This is a genomic window from Streptomyces goshikiensis, assembly GCF_014650555.1.
Lineage (GTDB): Bacteria > Actinomycetota > Actinomycetes > Streptomycetales > Streptomycetaceae > Streptomyces > Streptomyces goshikiensis.
In genome coordinates this window covers 165,067-181,790 of sequence record NZ_BMVE01000012.1, presented here as the reverse complement: position 1 = coordinate 181,790, position 16,724 = coordinate 165,067, and the positions used below count along the sequence as shown (strand labels likewise).

General features: G+C 77.2%; 6 protein-coding genes. 2 read left to right on the top strand and 4 right to left on the bottom strand.

Going from position 1 to position 16,724, the window contains the following annotated elements; genetic code table 11:
* Positions 1 to 5: 5 nt before the first annotated feature.
* The 3 genes from IE248_RS28655 to IE248_RS28645 are packed head-to-tail and all read right to left on the bottom strand — an operon-like array spanning position 6 to position 12,412.
* Entirely contained in the window at positions 6 to 365 is a 360-nt protein-coding gene (locus IE248_RS28655) for a hypothetical protein (protein ID WP_100583177.1), read from the bottom strand.
* Positions 349 to 5,073 (bottom strand): type I polyketide synthase, encoded by a 4,725-nt coding sequence (locus IE248_RS28650; protein ID WP_190032097.1) that lies wholly within the window; start codon positions 5,071 to 5,073, stop codon positions 349 to 351. The genes IE248_RS28655 and IE248_RS28650 overlap by 17 nt, the downstream gene beginning before the upstream one ends.
* Positions 5,066 to 12,412 (bottom strand): type I polyketide synthase, encoded by a 7,347-nt coding sequence (locus IE248_RS28645; protein WP_190032096.1) that lies wholly within the window; start codon positions 12,410 to 12,412, stop codon positions 5,066 to 5,068. The genes IE248_RS28650 and IE248_RS28645 overlap by 8 nt, the downstream gene beginning before the upstream one ends.
* Before the next feature lie 703 nt (positions 12,413 to 13,115).
* Between IE248_RS28645 and IE248_RS28640 the strand changes: the two genes are divergently transcribed.
* Positions 13,116 to 14,009 (top strand): LysR family transcriptional regulator, encoded by an 894-nt coding sequence (locus IE248_RS28640; RefSeq protein ID WP_159032108.1) that lies wholly within the window; start codon positions 13,116 to 13,118, stop codon positions 14,007 to 14,009.
* A gap of 114 nt (positions 14,010 to 14,123) precedes the next feature.
* On the top strand, positions 14,124 to 15,398 hold the full coding sequence (locus IE248_RS28635) for a cytochrome P450 family protein (RefSeq protein WP_229895585.1): 1,275 nt from the start codon (positions 14,124 to 14,126) through the stop codon (positions 15,396 to 15,398).
* A gap of 18 nt (positions 15,399 to 15,416) precedes the next feature.
* On the opposite strand, the gene IE248_RS28630 is transcribed toward IE248_RS28635, so the two are convergent.
* Positions 15,417 to 16,517 carry an alpha/beta hydrolase gene (locus tag IE248_RS28630; protein WP_073796251.1) on the bottom strand — a complete coding sequence of 367 codons (1,101 nt, stop codon included), beginning with the start codon at positions 16,515 to 16,517 and terminating at the stop codon, positions 15,417 to 15,419.
* Between the last annotated feature and the right edge of the window lie 207 nt (positions 16,518 to 16,724).

Genomic DNA, 16,724 nt, shown 5'->3' with positions numbered 1-16,724 from the left:
GGCCGTCAGCCCGCCGGGGTCGGGGACGGGGACGGGGCGGCGGGGATCGCCGGGGCGCTCGCCGAGGCGGCCCGGGCGAGGGAGGCGTGCGTGACCCGGCCGATGTGCGTGACGAGCTCGCCGACCGACATGGCGAGGATCGCGTCCATGTCCTTCTCCGCGAGGAACCCCATCAGGTCCACGTCGGAGCCGTAGCGGTGGTGCAGCAGCTCGGCGAGCGCGACGAACTCGATGCTCTCCAGGGCGAGGTCCTCGTTGAAGGTCGTCCGCATCGTGACCTCCTCCGAGAGGAGGAACTCGTCTCCGACGATCTCCACGAGCATGCCGGTGATCTCCGTGAGGATCGTGTCAGCGGTGGTGGTCATGGCTGGTCTCCATGAGGTGGGAGGGGACGGGGGAGGGCGCCGCCGGGTGAGCGGTCCAGGCGACGACGTGGTCCTCGTGCAGCGGCGCGGTGCGGACCGGGTACGAAGGCCCGCCGCGGCGGTCCGGCGACGCGACCCGGAGGCCGCCGGGGCCCGAGCCCGGGTCGTCGGTGACCCGCCACTCGCGGGGCCGCCCGCCGAGTCCCGTGCCGTGCGCCTTCGCGGCGGCCTCCTTGGCGCACCACAGCGCGGTGAGCGCGGCCGGCAGCCCCGTGGCGTCCCGGGCGGCCAGCTCTTCGGCGAGGCGGAGCTCGTCGGGCGTGAGCGCGACGCGGATCAGGGCGCCGGGATCGGCGGTGACCGGCTCCACGTCGATCCCGACGCGGCGGCCGGGGTGGGCGATCGCGACCGCGAGCCGGTCCTTGTGGGCGATCGACAGCCGGACCCCGGCGGCCTGCGCGCCCCCGACGACGGGCCGGCCGGCCGGATCGTTGCCGATCTGCACCTCCACCGGGAACACCGGCCCCGCGCCGCCGTCCCACAGGAGTTGCCGCAGCGCGTCCTTGGCGGCGATCCGGCCGAGTAGCCAGGGCGCGCGGGCGCGGGGCGAAAGCCGCTCGTACGCCGCGCGCTCGGCGGCGCCGAGGTAGCGGCGCATCACCAGCTCCTGCGAGGCGGGGTCCGTCCACCGGCGCCGGGCCAGGCACCAGCCGGCCGGCTGCGGTTCGCCGATCCCGCACACCTCCGGGGTGAACTTCATCGGCCAGACCCGCTCGTCGGCGCCGAAGCGGCGGTACGTCCAGCCGTCGATCCGGGCCCACACCCTTCCGGCCGCGTCGCAGAGCTCCAGATCGCCGCGCACGGTGACGTCGCGGACCTCCCGGACGCGGGCGGTGACGGAGACCAGGGCGTGCGGGGCGGGCGGGGGCCCGTGGAAGCGGATCCGGTCGACGGTGGCCGGGAAGACCAGCCGGTCGACGGGCAGCCGCAGCTGCATCCAGTGCCCGAAGAGCTGCCCGGCCGCGTCGAGGAGCGCGCCGGGGTCGGGGAGTGCGCGGATGACGCCCCCGATGCCGTCCGCGGCGACGGTCCGTACCTCGTGCACCCCGGCGAAGCGGGGGCCGTGGAACATCCACCGGTCGCGGTAGAGCGCGGCGGCGCTGACGGGGGCCGGGCCGGGGGCGGTCAGGGGCGTGCGGTCGGGTACGGGCGGGGCGTCGTACGGGCCGCCGAGCAGCACGACCACGGAGGCGTACTCCCCGAGCGTGACCCGGACCCGGCCGGGGCCGTCGTCGCGGGTGGCGACGGCGACGTCGACGGCCGGCTCGACGGGGAGCCAGCGCAGGGCGCGGACGTCTTCGTACCCGGTGACGGTGGCTCCGCCGGCGCCGGTGTGGCGGCGGGCGGCGTCGGCGGCGAGCTCCAGCATGGTCGTCATGGGCACGACCGGGAACCAGTCCGACTCCTCGGCCCAGCCGTCGGGCTGCGCGTACACCCGGTGGTCCCGTACGCAGGGCAGGGTCCGGAGCGACAGCCGCAGCGAATGCCGCATCCCCGTGGCCCTCCCCGCCCCTTCGGCGTGTGACGGGCGGGGGGCCGGGGGCGGAGCGGTGCTCCAGGCTTCGGTGACGGTCTCCGCGGCCGCGCGGGTGTCGGCCAGCACCGCGTCCAGGGCGGACAGCAGGACCGGCCGCCCCGGCGCCGGCCCGGGCCCCGGGCCCCGCCGCAGCGCGGCCCGCGCCGCCTCCGGGAGGCGGACCAGAGGGGACCCGAGATCCAGCGGCACGGCCCGGGAGCCGCCGGGCGTCGCGGGCACGGCCCGGGCGCTGACGGGCGCTGACGGTATGGCCGGGGCGCCGCCGGGTGACGAAGGGACGGCCGGGGCGCCGCCGGGCGTGGGGGGCGGGACCGGAGTGGGCCGGGTGGCCGGGGAAGGTCCGACGGGAGCCGGGGCGACGGGCTGGGAGCCGCCGGGCGCTGATGGCGCGGCCGGGGCGCCGCCGGGCGTGGGGCGGGCCGACGGAGTGGGGCCGGTGGGGGGCGGGGTCGCCGGGGGGCGCAGGCGGTTCCAGTCCGGGGCGTGGCCCTCGGACCAGAGGGCCGCGCAGGCACGGCGCAGGGCGTCCAGGCCCGACAGCCGCGGCGAGGACGTGGACACCGTCAGGTGCGGGCGGCCGCGCAGGGTGTCCTCCACGAACCCCGGCAGGCTCCCCGGCCCCAGCGTCACGAAACTCCGCACGCCCGCGTCCTCGTACAGCCGCAGCGTCAGCTCCCGGAACCGGACCGGTTCCAGCAGGTGCCGCACCACCAGCTCCCGTACCTCCTCCGGGGCGGAGGGGAACTCCGCGCAGGTCGTCGCCGACCACACCGGCACGGTGCCCGGCCGAGGCGGCAGCCGTGCGAAGGCCGCCCGGACCTGCCCCAGGTACGGCTCCCACATCGGCGTGTGGAACCCCGACCGGAACGGCAGCTCCTGCCCCAGGACCCCGTGCGAGCGCAGCCGTTCCAGGACGGCCGAGACCCCGGCGGGGTCCCCGCACACCACCGACTGGTGCGGGCAGTTGTCGTGGCTGACCACCACCCCGTCCAGCCCGTGCAGCGCCGCCCGGGCCCGCTCCGCCCCGCAGCCCAGCGCCGCGTACACGAGGTCGGGGACCTTCAGCGAACCGGGGAGCAGCGAGTCCAGGAAGGCGTCCGCCGCGTCCCGCGGGTACATCCCGCCGGCCACCATCGCCGCCCACTCGCCGAGGCTGTGCCCGGCCAGCACATCGGCCTCGATGCCCAGTTCCGGCAGGACCCCCGCGAAGAAGCGGCCCGTGGCGATCGCGTCGAGGGCCCGTTCCATCAGCTCGGTTCCGCGGCCGAGCCGGGCCCGCTCCCGCCCCAGCAGATCCGCCACGTCGTCCAGGGCCGGCGCGAACTCCGGCTCCAGACCCGGGAACAGGAACGCCGTGCGCCCGCCCAGCGGCTCCGGCACGAACCACACGTCACCGCGCCCGTGCCAGGCCCGCCCCCGCGCCACCGCCTTGGCCGCGAGCGCGAGCTTTCGCGGCGTCGGTCCGACCACCGCCAGCCGGCACGGCCCGTCGCCCGTGGACGGCGAGCCGGCGGCCAGCAGCGCCGCCAGCTCCGCCGGACCGTCGGCCGCGAGCAGCAGTACGTCTTCCCGCGCGCCCGCCCCCACCACCGGCGCGCCCGGCTCCGGCGGCGGGAAGCGGCGTACCGGAGGGGCGGGCGCGGCCGGGACGAAGGGGGCGGCCGGCGCGGCGCGGCCGGGCGCCTCCTCCAGCACCGCGTGCGCGTTGATCCCGCCGAAGCCGAACGCGTTGACCCCCGCCCGGCGCGGCCCGGGCCCCCGCTCCCACGGCTCCGCCGCCGTCACCGGCCGCATCCGGGTACGGGCCAGCTCCGCGTGCGGCTCCTCCAGGTGCAGCGTCGGCGGCAGCACCCCCTCGTACACCGCGAGCGCGGCCTTGATCAGCCCCGCCATGCCGGAGGCCTGCATGGTGTGGCCGACCATCGACTTCACCGAGCCGAAGCCGATCCCCGGCCGCCCGGAGGGCTCGGGCGGGCCGAACACCTGGGCCAGGGTGTCCAGTTCGGCCGCGTCACCCACCGGGGTGCCCGTACCGTGCGCCTCCAGCAGGCCCAGCGCCCCGGGGGCGCGCGGATCCAGCCCGGCCTCCCGCCAGGCCCGCTCCAGCGCCTGCACCTGGCCGGCGACGAGCGGGCTCATCAGGCTCGCCGCCCGGCCGTCCCCGGCCACCCCGGTGCCGCGGATCACGGCGTAGATCCGGTCGCCGTCGCGTTCCGCGTCGGCCAGCCGCTTCAGCAGCACCACCCCGGTGCCCTCGGAGAGCAGGGTCCCGTCGGCCCGCCGGTCGAAGGGCCGGATCCGCTCGCTCGGGCTCAGCGCCCGCAGCTGTGTGAACACGCTCCACAGGGTGGCGATGTGGCAGTGGTGCACGGCCCCCGCCACCACCGCGTCGCAGCGCCCCGCCGCCAGCAGCCCCACCGCCTGGTCGACGGCCAGCAGCGAGGAGGCGCAGGCCGCGTCCAGGGTGTAGGCGGGGCCGCGGAAGTCCAGCCGGTTCGCCGTCCGCGCGGCGGTGAAGCTCGGCACCAGCCCGATCGAGGCGTCCGGCCGCTCCGGACCCAGCGCCTCCTGGAACGCGGACCGCACCTCGGCGATCCGCCGCTCGCCCAGCTCCGGCGCCACCTCGCGCAGCGTCTGCGCCAACTGGTGTGCCGTACGCACCCGTTGGTCCAGTCGGGCGGTGGCCACGCCCATGAACCCGCCGCGCCCCAGCACCACCCCGATCCGGGAGCGGTCGGCCGGCAGCCGGTCCTTGCCGCCCGCGTCGGCGATCGCCTCGGCCGTCGCGTGCAGGGCCAGCAGCTGGTCCGGCTCGGCGCCCTCCGCGGCCGCCGGCATGATGCCGAACCGGGTCGGGTCGAAGGTGGCCAGACCGTCGACGAAGCCGCCGCGTCGGCAGTAGAACCGGTCGCCCCGCGCCGGCCCGCCGGCGCCGGCCGGCTCGTAGTACACCTCGGGATCCCAGCGTCCGGGCGGCACCTCGCCGATGCAGTCGGTCCCGGCGAGCAGGTTGCGCCGGTACGCGGCCAGGTCGGCGGCGCCGGGGAACACCGCGCCCATGCCGACGATCGCGGCATCGCCCGGCCGGGGGCCGCGCCGCCGCTCACTCATCGCCGGGGCCGTCCTGCGCCATCAGGACCACCTGTACGTCGCTCCCCTGCGCGAGTTCCGCGAGGAACGCGGCCGTACCGGCCCCCGGCTCGATCAGCGGGACACCGCGCCGGGCGTACTCCCGCTCCAGTTCGGGGGTGACCATCCCGCCCGCCTCCGCCGCCCAGGGGCCCCAGTCGAGGGACAGCACCCGGCCCGGGAAGGAATCCGCCCAGGCGAGGGCGAGGCCGTCGAGGGCGTCGTTGGCGGCGGCGTAGTCGGTCTGCCCCCGGTTGCCGTAGACCCCGGCGACACTGCCGAACAGGGCCAGGAAGGCGGGGGCGGGGGTGTCGCCGTGCTCGGCGGCGGCCGCCGCGAGGTGGCGGGCGCCGGTCACCTTGGTGGTGAACACCTCGGCGAACGCGGCCGGTTCCTTGTCGCGCAGCAGTGCGTCGCGCAGGGTCCCGGCACCGTGCACGATGCCGTCGAGCCGGCCGTGCCGGGCCCGTACGTCGGCCACGACGGCCCGTACGGCCCGCTCGTCGGTGACGTCGGCGCGGTGGTAGCGGACGGAGGCGGCGGCGCCGGCGAGGGCCGCCAGGGTGGCCCGTACCTCCCGCTCGGCGAGCACCCGGTGGGCGGCCGCCTCGATCTCGGCCGGGGTGCGCAGCCCGGCCGCGATGAGCGCGGCGCGCAGCGCGACCAGATCCCGCGCCTGCGCGAACGCGTCCTCGCCGGGGGCCGGTTCGGGCGTACGGCCGACCAGCTCGACGTGGCAGCCGGTGGCCCGGGCCAGGGCGAGCGCCGCCCGGGCGGTGATGCCGCGGGCGCCGCCGGTGAGCAGGACCACGGAGCCGGGGCCGAGGGGCGGTCCGCCGGGGCCGTCCGGCAGGGGCGCGGGCACCGGCCGGCGCGTGACCCGGGTCCCCTCGGCCGTGTACCCCACGGAGGCGAGCCCTTCCCCGGCGTCCGAGGCCAGCTCCGCGATCAGCCGCAGTGCGGTCTGCCGGGGGTCCTCCTTGGGGTCGACGTCCACGGCGCGCACGAGGGCGGCGGGGAACTCCAGGGCGGCGCTGCGGGCGAAGCCGTGCAGGCCGGTGCCGCCGGGGGCGGAGACGAGGAGCAGCCGGGGTACGCCGCCGACGAGGGCGCGCTTCAGCCCGGGGAACGCGGCGGGCAGGGCGGCCTCGTGGCCGGCCCGGAGCGCGGAGAGGTCGACGAGCCCGTCGAGCGGGCCGGTGACGCCGCCGTTGCCGTTGAGCGGGCCGGTGTCGCCGACCCCGTGCCCGTGCCCGGGCGCGGCCCCGGCCACCGGGACCACCTCGGCCCCGTGTTCGCGCAGGGCGCCGCCGAGTGCGAGGGCGACTCCCTGGCCGTCTTCGACGACCCCGATCCGCAGTCCGCGCAGGCGCTCGGGGTCCCCGGTGGCCGGGCCGAGGGCGATGGTCTCCACCCGCCACCGGCGTACGCGGGAGGCCGTGCCGGCCGACTCCAGGGCGCCGCGAACCGCCCCGATCCCGATCCCGGCCCCGATCCCGGCCCCAATCCCGGCTCCGATCCCGGCTCCGATCCCGGCCCCGATCCCGGTCCCGGTCCCGGTCCCGGTCCCGGCTCCAGCCCCAGTACCAGCCCCGATCCCGGCTCCGGCTCCAGCGCCAGCCCCGATCCCGGCTCCGGCTCCGGCTCCGGCTCCAGCCCCAGCCCCGGCCCCGGCTCCGGCTCCGGCCCCGGTTCCGGCTCCGGCTCCAGCCCCGGTCCCGGCGCCGATCCCGGCCCCGGCCTCGGTCCCGGCTCCGGCCCCGGTTCCGGCTCCGGCTCCAGCCCCGGTCCCGGCGCCGATCCCGGCCCCGGCCTCGGTCCCGGTTCCGGCCCCGGTTCCGGCGCCGATCCCGATCCCAGTCCCGGCCCCGGTCTTGGCGGCGGGGGTGTGGGTGGTGACCCAGTCGACGATGCCTCGCAGGGTTTTGATGCGGGACAGTTCCTCGACGGCCGACTCGGCCGATCCGGTGGCGTCCCGGGGGAGCCCGATCCGGTCGGCGAGCGCGCCGATGATCTCGACCCGTTTGATGGAGTCGATGGACAGGTCGGCCTCCAGGTCCAGCTCGGGATCGAGCATGTCCAGCGGGTAGCCGGTCCGGGTGTGGACGATCTCCAGGACCACGTCCATCACCTCCTCGGCCGACGCCGGCCCGGCCGGGCCGGCCGGCGCCGCGGCGGCCCGCTCCGTGTCGTCCGAGGGGGGAGCGGCCTCGCCCCAGAGCCCTGGTGCGGATACGGCCAGGGGCGCGGGTACGGTGTCCGGCGCGACCGCCGCGGGGACCAGGGCGCTCGGGCTCCAGCCGTTGACCTGCGCCGGGGGCACCGGGTGGTGCGGCGCGGCCGGCACGGCCGGGGCCGCGCCCAGGTAGCGCAGCAGCACGTCCCGTTGGGCCTCCACCAGCGCCCGCGAGCCCCGCAGGTACTCCAGCACCGCCTCCTCCCGCCGATCGCCGCCCGGCGCGGTCGGGGCGGGCTGGGGCAGGGCTCCGTACGGCATTCCGTTGGCCTCCGCGTGGGGAGAGGATCCGGGCGGCGTCATCCCGTGGGGCTCCGATCGGGTGGTGGGGGTCGAAGGGGCCGGGGCGGACACCCGGCGGGCGGGCCGGAGACCGCCCGGGACCGGGGCGCCGGCCGCGTCGCGGACCAGGTGGCCGTCCACCAGCCAGCCCGGGCGGCGCGGGGCGCGGTCGGGCAGGGCGGCCGTCCGGCCGCGGAACAGGGCCTCCGGCGCGATCGGCACGCCCGCCGCGACGAGTTCGGCCAGCGCGGTGACCAGCCGGACCAGGCCGTGCGTGCCCGGCACGTCCAGCGGCACCACCGAGTGCGGCCGGTCGCCGAGGACGCGGGACACGAGCCCCGACAGCACCCGCCCGGGCCCCGCTTCCACGAACGTGCGGACGCCGGCCGCGTACATCGCCTCCACCTGATCCACGAACCGGACCGGCCGTGCGAGCTGCCCGGCAAGGGTTTCCCGTACGGCATCGGCCCCGGCCGGATACGGCTCGGCCGTGGTGTTCGACCAGACCGGGACCGTGGCCCCGGCCACCGCCGTCCCGGCCAGCTCCTCGGCGAGCGCGGCCGTCGCCCCCGCCACCACCGGGCTGTGGAACGCGCAGGCCACCGGCAGGGGTTCGGCGGAGATCCCGGCCGCCCGCAGACCGGCCACCGCCGCGGCCACCGCCTCCGTCGGCCCCGAGATCACGCACTGCCGTGGCGCGTTGTGGTTCGCCACCACGCACCCGGCCCGCTCCGCGATCTCCCGGACCTCCTCCGGCGCGGCCGACACCGCCGCCATCGACCCCGGATCCGCCCCGGCCGCCGCCACGATGGCCTCGGCCCGGCGGGCGCTCAGCCGCAGCAGGTCCGGCGTGCCGTAGACCCCGGCCGCCCACAGCGCCGTGAGCTCCCCGTACGAGTGCCCCGCCACGCAGTCCGGGCGGACCCCGAGCAGCTCCAGCAGCCGGTGCGCGGCCGCCCCCGCCAGCCCGAGGGCCGGCTGGGCCACGCGGGTGTCGGTGACCGCCGCCCGTTGCGCGGCGCGCGCCCCGGCCGAGAACGCCCCCGGCGGGAACACCGCCGAGACCACCGGCGCCGGCGCCTCGTCCAGCAGCTCCCGCAGCGCGGGGAACGCCGTGAACAACTCGCCCAGCATGCCGACCCGTTGGCTGCCCTGCCCGGGGAACAGGAAAGCCACCCGGCCGGGGTCCGCCGTCTCCTCCCGTACGTGGACCCCCTCGCCCGCGGAGAACGCCCGGGCCCGCTCCAGCCGGGCCGCCAGCTCGTCCAGGCCGGCGGCCACGACCGCCACCCGTACCGGCCCGGTCCCGGCGGCGGCCGCCGTCTCCGCCGCCAGGTCCCGCAGCGCCCACGGCCGCCCGGCCGTGTCGTTCTGCTCCAGCCGGGCCGCCAGCCGCGCCATCGCCCGGCCCGCCGCCCGCCGGTCCTCGCCCCGGAAGCAGAACAGCTCGGCCGGCCACTCCTCCCGGCCGTGCCGGGGCTCCGCCGCGCCCCCGTAACCGACCAGCACGGCGTGGTAGTTGGTGCCGCCGAAGCCGAAGGCGCTCACGCCCGCGATCCGCCGCGCTGCCGGAGCCGTCCAGGGGCGGGCCTCGGTGACGAAGGTGAAGGGGCTGCTGTCCTCGTGCCAGGCCGGGTTCGGGGTGTCGATGTGCAGGGTCGGCGGCCGCACCCCGGCGTGCACCGCCCGGGCCGCCTTGATCAGCCCGGCCAGCCCGGCGGCGCACTTGGTGTGACCGAGCTGCGATTTCACCGACCCCAGCGCGCAGGAGCCGACCGAGGCCCCGGAAGCGGTGAACAGCTCGCTCAGCACGGCCAGTTCGGTGCTGTCGCCGACGACGGTGCCGGTGCCGTGCGCCTCGACCAGTCCCACCTCGGCGGGGGAGACGCCGGCCCGCGCGTAGGCCCGTTCCAGCGCCCGCCGCTGCCCCTCCGGCCGGGGCGCCGTCAGCCCCAGCGCCCGGCCGTCGCTCGACGCGCCGACCGCCTTGACCACGGCGTACACCCGGTCGCCGTCCCGCTCGGCGTCCGCGAGCCGCTTCAGCACCAGCGCGCCCACGCCCTCGCCGAGCGCGATGCCGTCGGCCTCGGCATCGAAGGGCCGGCAGCGGCCGGTGGGCGACAGGGCGTGCACCGAGGCGAACATCAGGTAGTCGTTGATCCCGTTGTGGACGTCGGCGCCCCCGCACAGCACCATGTCGCTGTCCCCGTCGCGCAGTTGGCGGCAGGCCAGGTCCAGCGCCGCGAGCGAGGAGGCGCAGGCCGCGTCGACCGTGCAGTTCGCGCCGCCGAGGTCCAGCCGGTTGGCGACCCGGCCCGCGATCACATTGGCGAGGACGCCGGGGAAGGAGTCCTCGGTGAGCCGCGGCAGCTGCTCGTCCAGGTCGCGCGGGAGGTCGCCCAGATAGCCGGGGTGCAGCGCCCGCAGTCCGTACGCCCCGGCCAGCTCGGTTCCGGCCTCCGCGCCGAAGACCACCGACGTACGGGTGCGGTCGAACGCCCGGTCCTTGCCATAGCCGGCGTCCGCGAGGGCCCGCGCCGAGACCTCCAGGGCCAGCAGCTGCACCGGCTCGATGCCGGCCAGGGAGGCGGGCGGGATGCCGTGCGCGAGGGCGTCGAAGGGCATCGGGTCGAGGAACCCGCCCCACCGGGAGGGGGTGCGCTCGCCGGCCCGCGCCGGGTCGGGGTCGTAGTACAGCGCGGGGTCCCACCGCTCGGCCGGCACCTCGGTCACCGCGTCCGTCCCGGCCAGGATCCGCGCCCAGTACGCGGCGAGGTCGGGGGCGCCCGGGTAGGCGCAGGCCATGCCGACGACCGCGATGTCGTACGGGCCGGCCGCCGCGTCCTCGGCGGGGTCCGGGCGCGGGAAGTCCCGGGCGCGCCGGTCGAGCAGCTCCGTGGCGCCCCCGGTCACCTCCGCGTGCAGGGCCGCGATCGTCGTGGTCCCCGTCCGCAGGGTGGCGGCCTGCCCGAGCATGAACAGCCCGTCGGCGTACTGCTGTTCGGCGTCCACCGGATCCAGCGAACCCGACGCGCCCCTGCGCAGCCCCTTGCTGGCGATCCGCAGCCGCCCCAGGTTGAGCCGCTCCAGCTCCTCCCACATCTCGCGCGGCTCGGTCCCGCTCGCCGTGAGCCGCTCCCGGGTGGCCTCGAACGTGGTGGCGTACGGGGTGTCCGCGCACCGGGTGGCATGCCCCGGCGCGGTGTGCAGCAGGACGGTGTCCGCGCAGTCCACCGCGGCCCGCTGGAAGCCGGGCAGGACCGCGCCGGCCGCCACCGCCTCCTGGGTGAACAGGTAGGCCGTTCCCATCAGTACGCCGATCCGGGCGCCCCGTTCGGCCAGCGGGGCGGCGGCCGCCACCGCCATCGCGGCCGAGCGCGCGTCGTGGATGCCACCGGCGAACAGCACGTCCAGCGCGGCCGGTTCGGGGCAGGCCAGCAGCCGCTCGATCTGCTCCTCCCACAGCGGGAACGAGGCGCGCGGCCCCACGTGGCCGCCGCACTCCAGCCCCTCGAACACGAACCGCCGCGCCCCTTCGGCGAGGTAGCGCTCCAGCAGTCCCGGCGAGGGCACGTGCAGATGCGTCAGGGTCCCGGCCGCCTCCAGCGGCGCCGCCTGCGCCGGGGTGCCGCCGGCGATGATCGCGTACGGCGGCCGCACCTCGGCCACCGCCGCGAGCTGCTCGCGGCGCAGCTCGGGCGGGGCGAAGCCGAGCAGCCCCACGCCCCAGGGACGCTCCCCGAGCCGCTCCGCCGTCTCGGCCAGCAGTCTTCGGACCTCCGGCCCGGTCATCACCGCGAGCGCCAGGTACGGGACCCCGCCCGCGGCGGCGACGGCCTCGGCGAAGGCGGCCTGGTCGCTGACGCGGGTCATCGGCCCCTGGGCGACGGGGAGCGGACGGGTCAGCGGGCGGGCCCGGGCCGCCGCCTCCAGGTGCCCGGCGATGGCGTCCCGTACGGCCTGGAGCACCCCGCCCGCCGTGCGGTGGCGGTCGGCCAGCCGGGCCGCCGAGGCCCCGTCCTGCCCGACGGGCAGCAGCTGGGCCCGCAGGTCCCGGGCGCCGAGCAGGGCCGCGGCGGGGCCCTGCGGCGGGGTCAGGTCGGGCCGGGCGTACACCCGGTGGCCCTCGACGAGCCGGGTCTCGGACCCGTCCATCACCCGTAACGCCGCCGCCACCTCGGCCGGCAGGCCCGCCTCCCCCTCGGCGGTCAGGGCCAGTTGTACGTCGAGCAGCACCCCGGCCGCGCCGCCCGCGACGGCCGCGGCCGCCGTGTGCGGACCGATGCCGCCGCAGGCCAGTACGGGGATCCGCAGGTCCGGGGCGGCGAGGAGCTGCTGGAGGAGGACGAAGGTGGTGGCCCCGCCCACCCGGCCCCCGGCCTCGTACCCCTTGGCGACGACCGCCCCGGCCCCGGCGGCCCGCGCCGCGAGGGCCTCCGCGAGGGCGGTGGCCTCGGCCCAGACCCGGGGCCGCCCGGCGGCGTCCGCCCAGGCGGCGACCCGCTCGGGGGTGTGCTCGCCCGGGTGGGCCAGCAGCACGGTGTCCACCTCGGCCGGCAGGTCGCCCGGCCCGAGCGGGCAGCCCCACGGCACCCGCACCCCGTACCGGCGGCCCGCGCCGAGCCGCCGGGCGAGTTCGGCGAAGGCGGCCCGGGCGGCGGCGGGATCCCGGCCCAGGTCGAGCAGCCCGAGGGCGCCCGCCCGTTCGGCGGCGGTCACGATCCGTGGCTGCGGCTCCTCGAACGGGCTGACCGCGACGACGAGGTCGCGGGCGGGGGCGGATCGCGGGGGCTGGGGGGTCACGGGCGCTCCTCTGAGTAGGTGCTGTGTGACATGTCGCGGCGGACGACACGCCCCGGGCGGACCGGGGCCGTACGAGGACTGCGGAGAGTGCGCGGGGCGGGAGCCCCCGCGTACCCGCGGTACGGGTGCCTGCGGCTGTGCGGTGCCTGCCGTGCGGTGCGGTGCCAGCGGTGCGGTGCCTGCCGTGCCTGCGGTGCCTGCGCTGCTTCGGCCGTGCGGTGCGGTGCCTGCGGTGCCTGCGGCTGTGCCGTGCCAGCGGTGCGGTGCGGTGCCTGCGGTGCGGTGCCTGCCGTGCCTGCCGTGCCTGCGGCTGCGCGGTGCTCGGGCTGCGCGGCGTCCGGGCGGGACCCGCTCGCGTCCGGCCTGCCGTGGACGCGGCCGGTGGAACGGTGGTCAACTTCCCCGGCGCCGGGATGCATCGTGCGGTGACCTTCCCGCAGTGTCAACGGCCATGCGGAGGAAGGCATTTCGCGCAAGGCGTCTTCCCGCCGGACCGCGCGCACCCCCCGCCGGGGCGGTGGCCTGCGGCGATGGTGCCCGCGCGGGCCGGCCCCGGTGGACGGGCCGGCGTACCGTACGGGCGCGGGGTCATGCCGGACCGGCATGCCTCGCCGGTCTCCGGGTATGAACTCGGGGCGCCGGTCGGACGTTTGTTCACCGCATGGCCCTTACAGGTACAGCGGGGCGCGGTTACCGTCCGGTCATGACCCCCACACTCGCGCAGCTTCGTTATCTCGTCGCCGTCGCGGACTGCCGTTCCATCACCGGAGCGGCCGCCTCGGTCTTCGTCGCCCAGTCCGCCCTGTCCCGGGCCGTCCAGGCCATGGAACGGGACCTCGGGGTCGACCTCCTGGCCCGCCGGGGCAGAGGGGTCGACCTCACCCCCGAAGGCTCCCGGGTGGTCCGGCTGGCCCGGACCGTGCTCGACGCGGTCGAGGCGATCGACGACATCGGAACGGCGCACGGCAAGGGCTCCCGGGTCCCGCTCACGCTCGTCACCACGCCGACGCTGGCCCTCGATCTGGCCGCCCGCCTGATACCGGGCTTCACCGAGCGGCACCCCGGGGTGGACGTGCGGATCCGGCAGCGCGACAGCAGGGAGCACCTGGTCCGGGAGCTCATGGACGGGCGCGCGGAACTGGCCCTGGTGGACCTGCCGGTCGACAAGGAGCTCTCCACGCACCACATCCAGGAGCGCGAGGTGGTGCTGATCTCGCCGGTCGGCTCCCGGCTGCCCGACCCGGTGCCCTTCCGGCTGCTCGACGGGCTGCCCATGGTCCTGCCGACCCCGGGCGCCGGGCGCCGCACCGAGCTGGAGGCCATGTTCAGCTGCCTCGGCGTCCGGCCCGCGCCCTCGCTGGAGGCAGACGAGCGGCTCGCCTGGGTGACGGGCGTGACCGACGGGCGCGGCTCGCTCATCTGGTACCGGGACGTGGCGCTGCGCGCCTTCGGGCACCGCGCCGAGATCCGCTCCTTCGACCCGCCCCTGCTGCGCCCGGTGGGCATCGCGCACCCGCGGCGCCCGCTGAGCCGCGCCGCCCGGGCGTTCATCGCGGAGGCCCGGCGCAAGGCGCCGGTACGGGAGCCCGCCCGATGACGCCCGCCGCCGGCGCCCGGTTCTGAGACGAGGTGGTGTCGGGCTTGTACAACACCGCTCCCGGGACGCACTGTTGACCGAGTTTCGCCCCCCACCCCGGTCAGGAGACTTGGCTTGAACCCCGCAGACCCCGCCATCCCCACCCCCGCGCACGCCCCCGCCCCCGCCCACGTCATCGACCCCGCGGGCGGCTGCCCGCACGCGCTCAACGCCCGGCTGCGCGCCGGGGGCTCCGTGTCCGAGGTCGTGCTTCCCGGCGGGGTCCCCGGGGCGGTGGTCCTCGGTCACGAGGCGCTGCGGGAGTTCCTCGGCCACCCCGACGTGGCCAAGGACGCCCGGCACTTCCCGGCCCTGCACGACGGCACCATCGCCCCCGACTGGCCGCTGCGCGTCTTCGCCAACGCCCAGGGCATGCACACCGCCGACGCCGCCGACCACCGCAGGCTCCGCTCCCTCGTCGGCAACGCCTTCACCGCCCGCCAGGTGGAACGGCTGCGCCCGCGCATCGAGGAACTCACCGCCGGGCTGCTCGACGACCTCGCCGGGGCCGCCGCCGAAGCCCCGGGTGGCGTCGCCGACCTGCGCACCCACTTCGCGCTCCCGCTCCCGATGAGCGTGATCTGCGAACTCCTCGGAGTGGACCCGGAGCACCGGGGCCGGCTGCACCACCTCTCCAACACCGTGATCATCGCCACCGACACCACCCCGGCCGAGGCCATGGCCGCCGTACGGGAACTCGTCGAGCTGATGGGCACCATCGCCGCCGCCCGCCGCGCACGGCCCGGCGAGGACCTCACCAGCGCCCTCATCGCCGCCCGCGAGGGCGACGGGGACCGGCTCAGCGAGGCCGAACTCATCGGCACCATGCGGCTCATGCTGGTCGCCGGCCACGAGACCACCCTCAACCTCATCAGCAATGCCGTCCGCGCGCTGTGCACCCACCGCGACCAGCTGGAGCTCGTCCGGGAGGGCAGGGCCACCTGGTCGGACGTGGTCGACGAGACCCTGCGCTTCGACGGCCCCGTCAGCTGGTTCCCGTTCCGCTACCCCACCCGCGACCTGACCGTCGACGGGACACTGATCCCGCGCGGCACCCCGGTCCTCGCCGGGTACACGGCCGCCGGCCGCGACGAGGCCTTCCACGGCCCCGACGCCGACCGCTTCGACGTCACCCGCCCCACCGCCGCCCGCCACCTCTCCTTCGGCCACGGCGCGCACTACTGCGTCGGCGCCCCGCTCGCCCGGCTGGAGGCCACCATCGCCCTGGAGCGGCTGTTCACCCGCTTCCCGGACCTCGACCTGGCCGTCCCCGAGCCCGAACTCCCGCACCAGCGCAGCTTCATCGGCAACAGCGTCGAGGCGCTGCCCGTCCGCCTGGACCGGTCCTGACCCGCCGGGAGCGGCGGATCACTCCCGGTCCTCCGCGTCCGCCGCGGTGCCCGGGCGGCCGGAGCCCGGCGGGGGGATCTCCGTACTCAGCCAGCCCAGCGCCTCGGGGTACATGCCCCTCCAGGTCTGGAAGTTGTGGCCGCCGTGGGGCCGGACGAGGGTCCTGACCCGCACTCCGGTGCCCTTGGCGGCCCGGGCGAACACCCGCAGCTGGGCCGGCGGGCTGTCCTTGTCCTGCGCGGACGTGGCCAGGAACAGCCCTGTGTCGGCGTGTTTCGTACGCGCCAGCAGCCACATCGGGCTGTTGCGCTCGCGCACCGCCGGGTCGGAGAGCACCGCCGGATCCCCGGCCAGCGGATCGGGGTCCAGGGCCGCGCCCGCGCGGAACGCCTTGGGGAACTGCAACGGCAGCTTGGCCGCGCAGAACCCGCCGGTGGACACGCCCAGCAGCCCCCAGCCCTCGGGCCGGCGCAGCGTACGGAAGTTCCGGGCGACCAGGTCCGGGACGTCCTGGCCCAGCCAGTCGGCCACCCGGTGCGGCCCGATGTTGGCGCAGTCGGTGTTCATCCCGCCCGGATAGAGCTCCGGGATCACCACGATGAACGGGTGGGACGCGCCCGCCCGCACCAGCCGGTCCAGCGAGCCCGGCATGTCGCCCAGGTCGATCCAGGTCCGGGGCGAGCCCGGGTACCCGTGCAGCAGCACCAGCACCGGGAACCGGGTCCGCTCCGCGCCCGGGGCCCCGTACTCCGGGGGAGTCCAGACGGTCACCTGCCCGGCCAGCTTCGAACGGGAGCCCCGGAAGTAGACGCTCTGGGTGCCGTCCCCGCCCTGGGTGAACCGGGCCCGCCCCGGCGGCGGCCCGGTCATCGCCGAGGCGGGCCCGGTGTCGGTGCCCAGCAGGTCGTCCCAGGACGCGTACAGCCCGTAGCCGCCGTTGATCGAGGCGGCGACGACACAGATCGCGGTGAGCTGGCAGAGCCCGATCATCAGCACCCGCGCCGGCCAGCGCAGCCACCCCGGTCCAGGGATCCGGTTCCACAGGAGCAGCAGGGCGAGCATCGCGAGGACGGTGACGACGATGAGCGTGACGAGGAACGACGTACTGGTCAGCTCCACGGTCCGGGCTCCTGACGTGTCCTGGGTCGTGCTGCCAATGTACGGTGCGCCCCGCTCGCGAGGGGGCCGGTGCGCGCCGTGTCGAGCCGCATGAGGGGGCCTTCGAACGGCTGGCCGACACGGCCCGCCCGGGCGTACCTCCCGCGCCACGACGGCGTTGTATGCACTGTGATCAACGGATTCGCGGAGAGTGCCCCGTGTCACCGC

Coding starts and splice junctions, on each gene's coding strand:
- IE248_RS28640 (WP_159032108.1), top strand. CDS start 13,116: ATGACCCCCACACTCGCGCAGCTTCGTTATCTCGTCGCCGTCGCGGAC.
- IE248_RS28655 (WP_100583177.1), bottom strand. CDS start 365: ATGACCACCACCGCTGACACGATCCTCACGGAGATCACCGGCATGCTC.
- IE248_RS28650 (WP_190032097.1), bottom strand. CDS start 5,073: ATGAGTGAGCGGCGGCGCGGCCCCCGGCCGGGCGATGCCGCGATCGTC.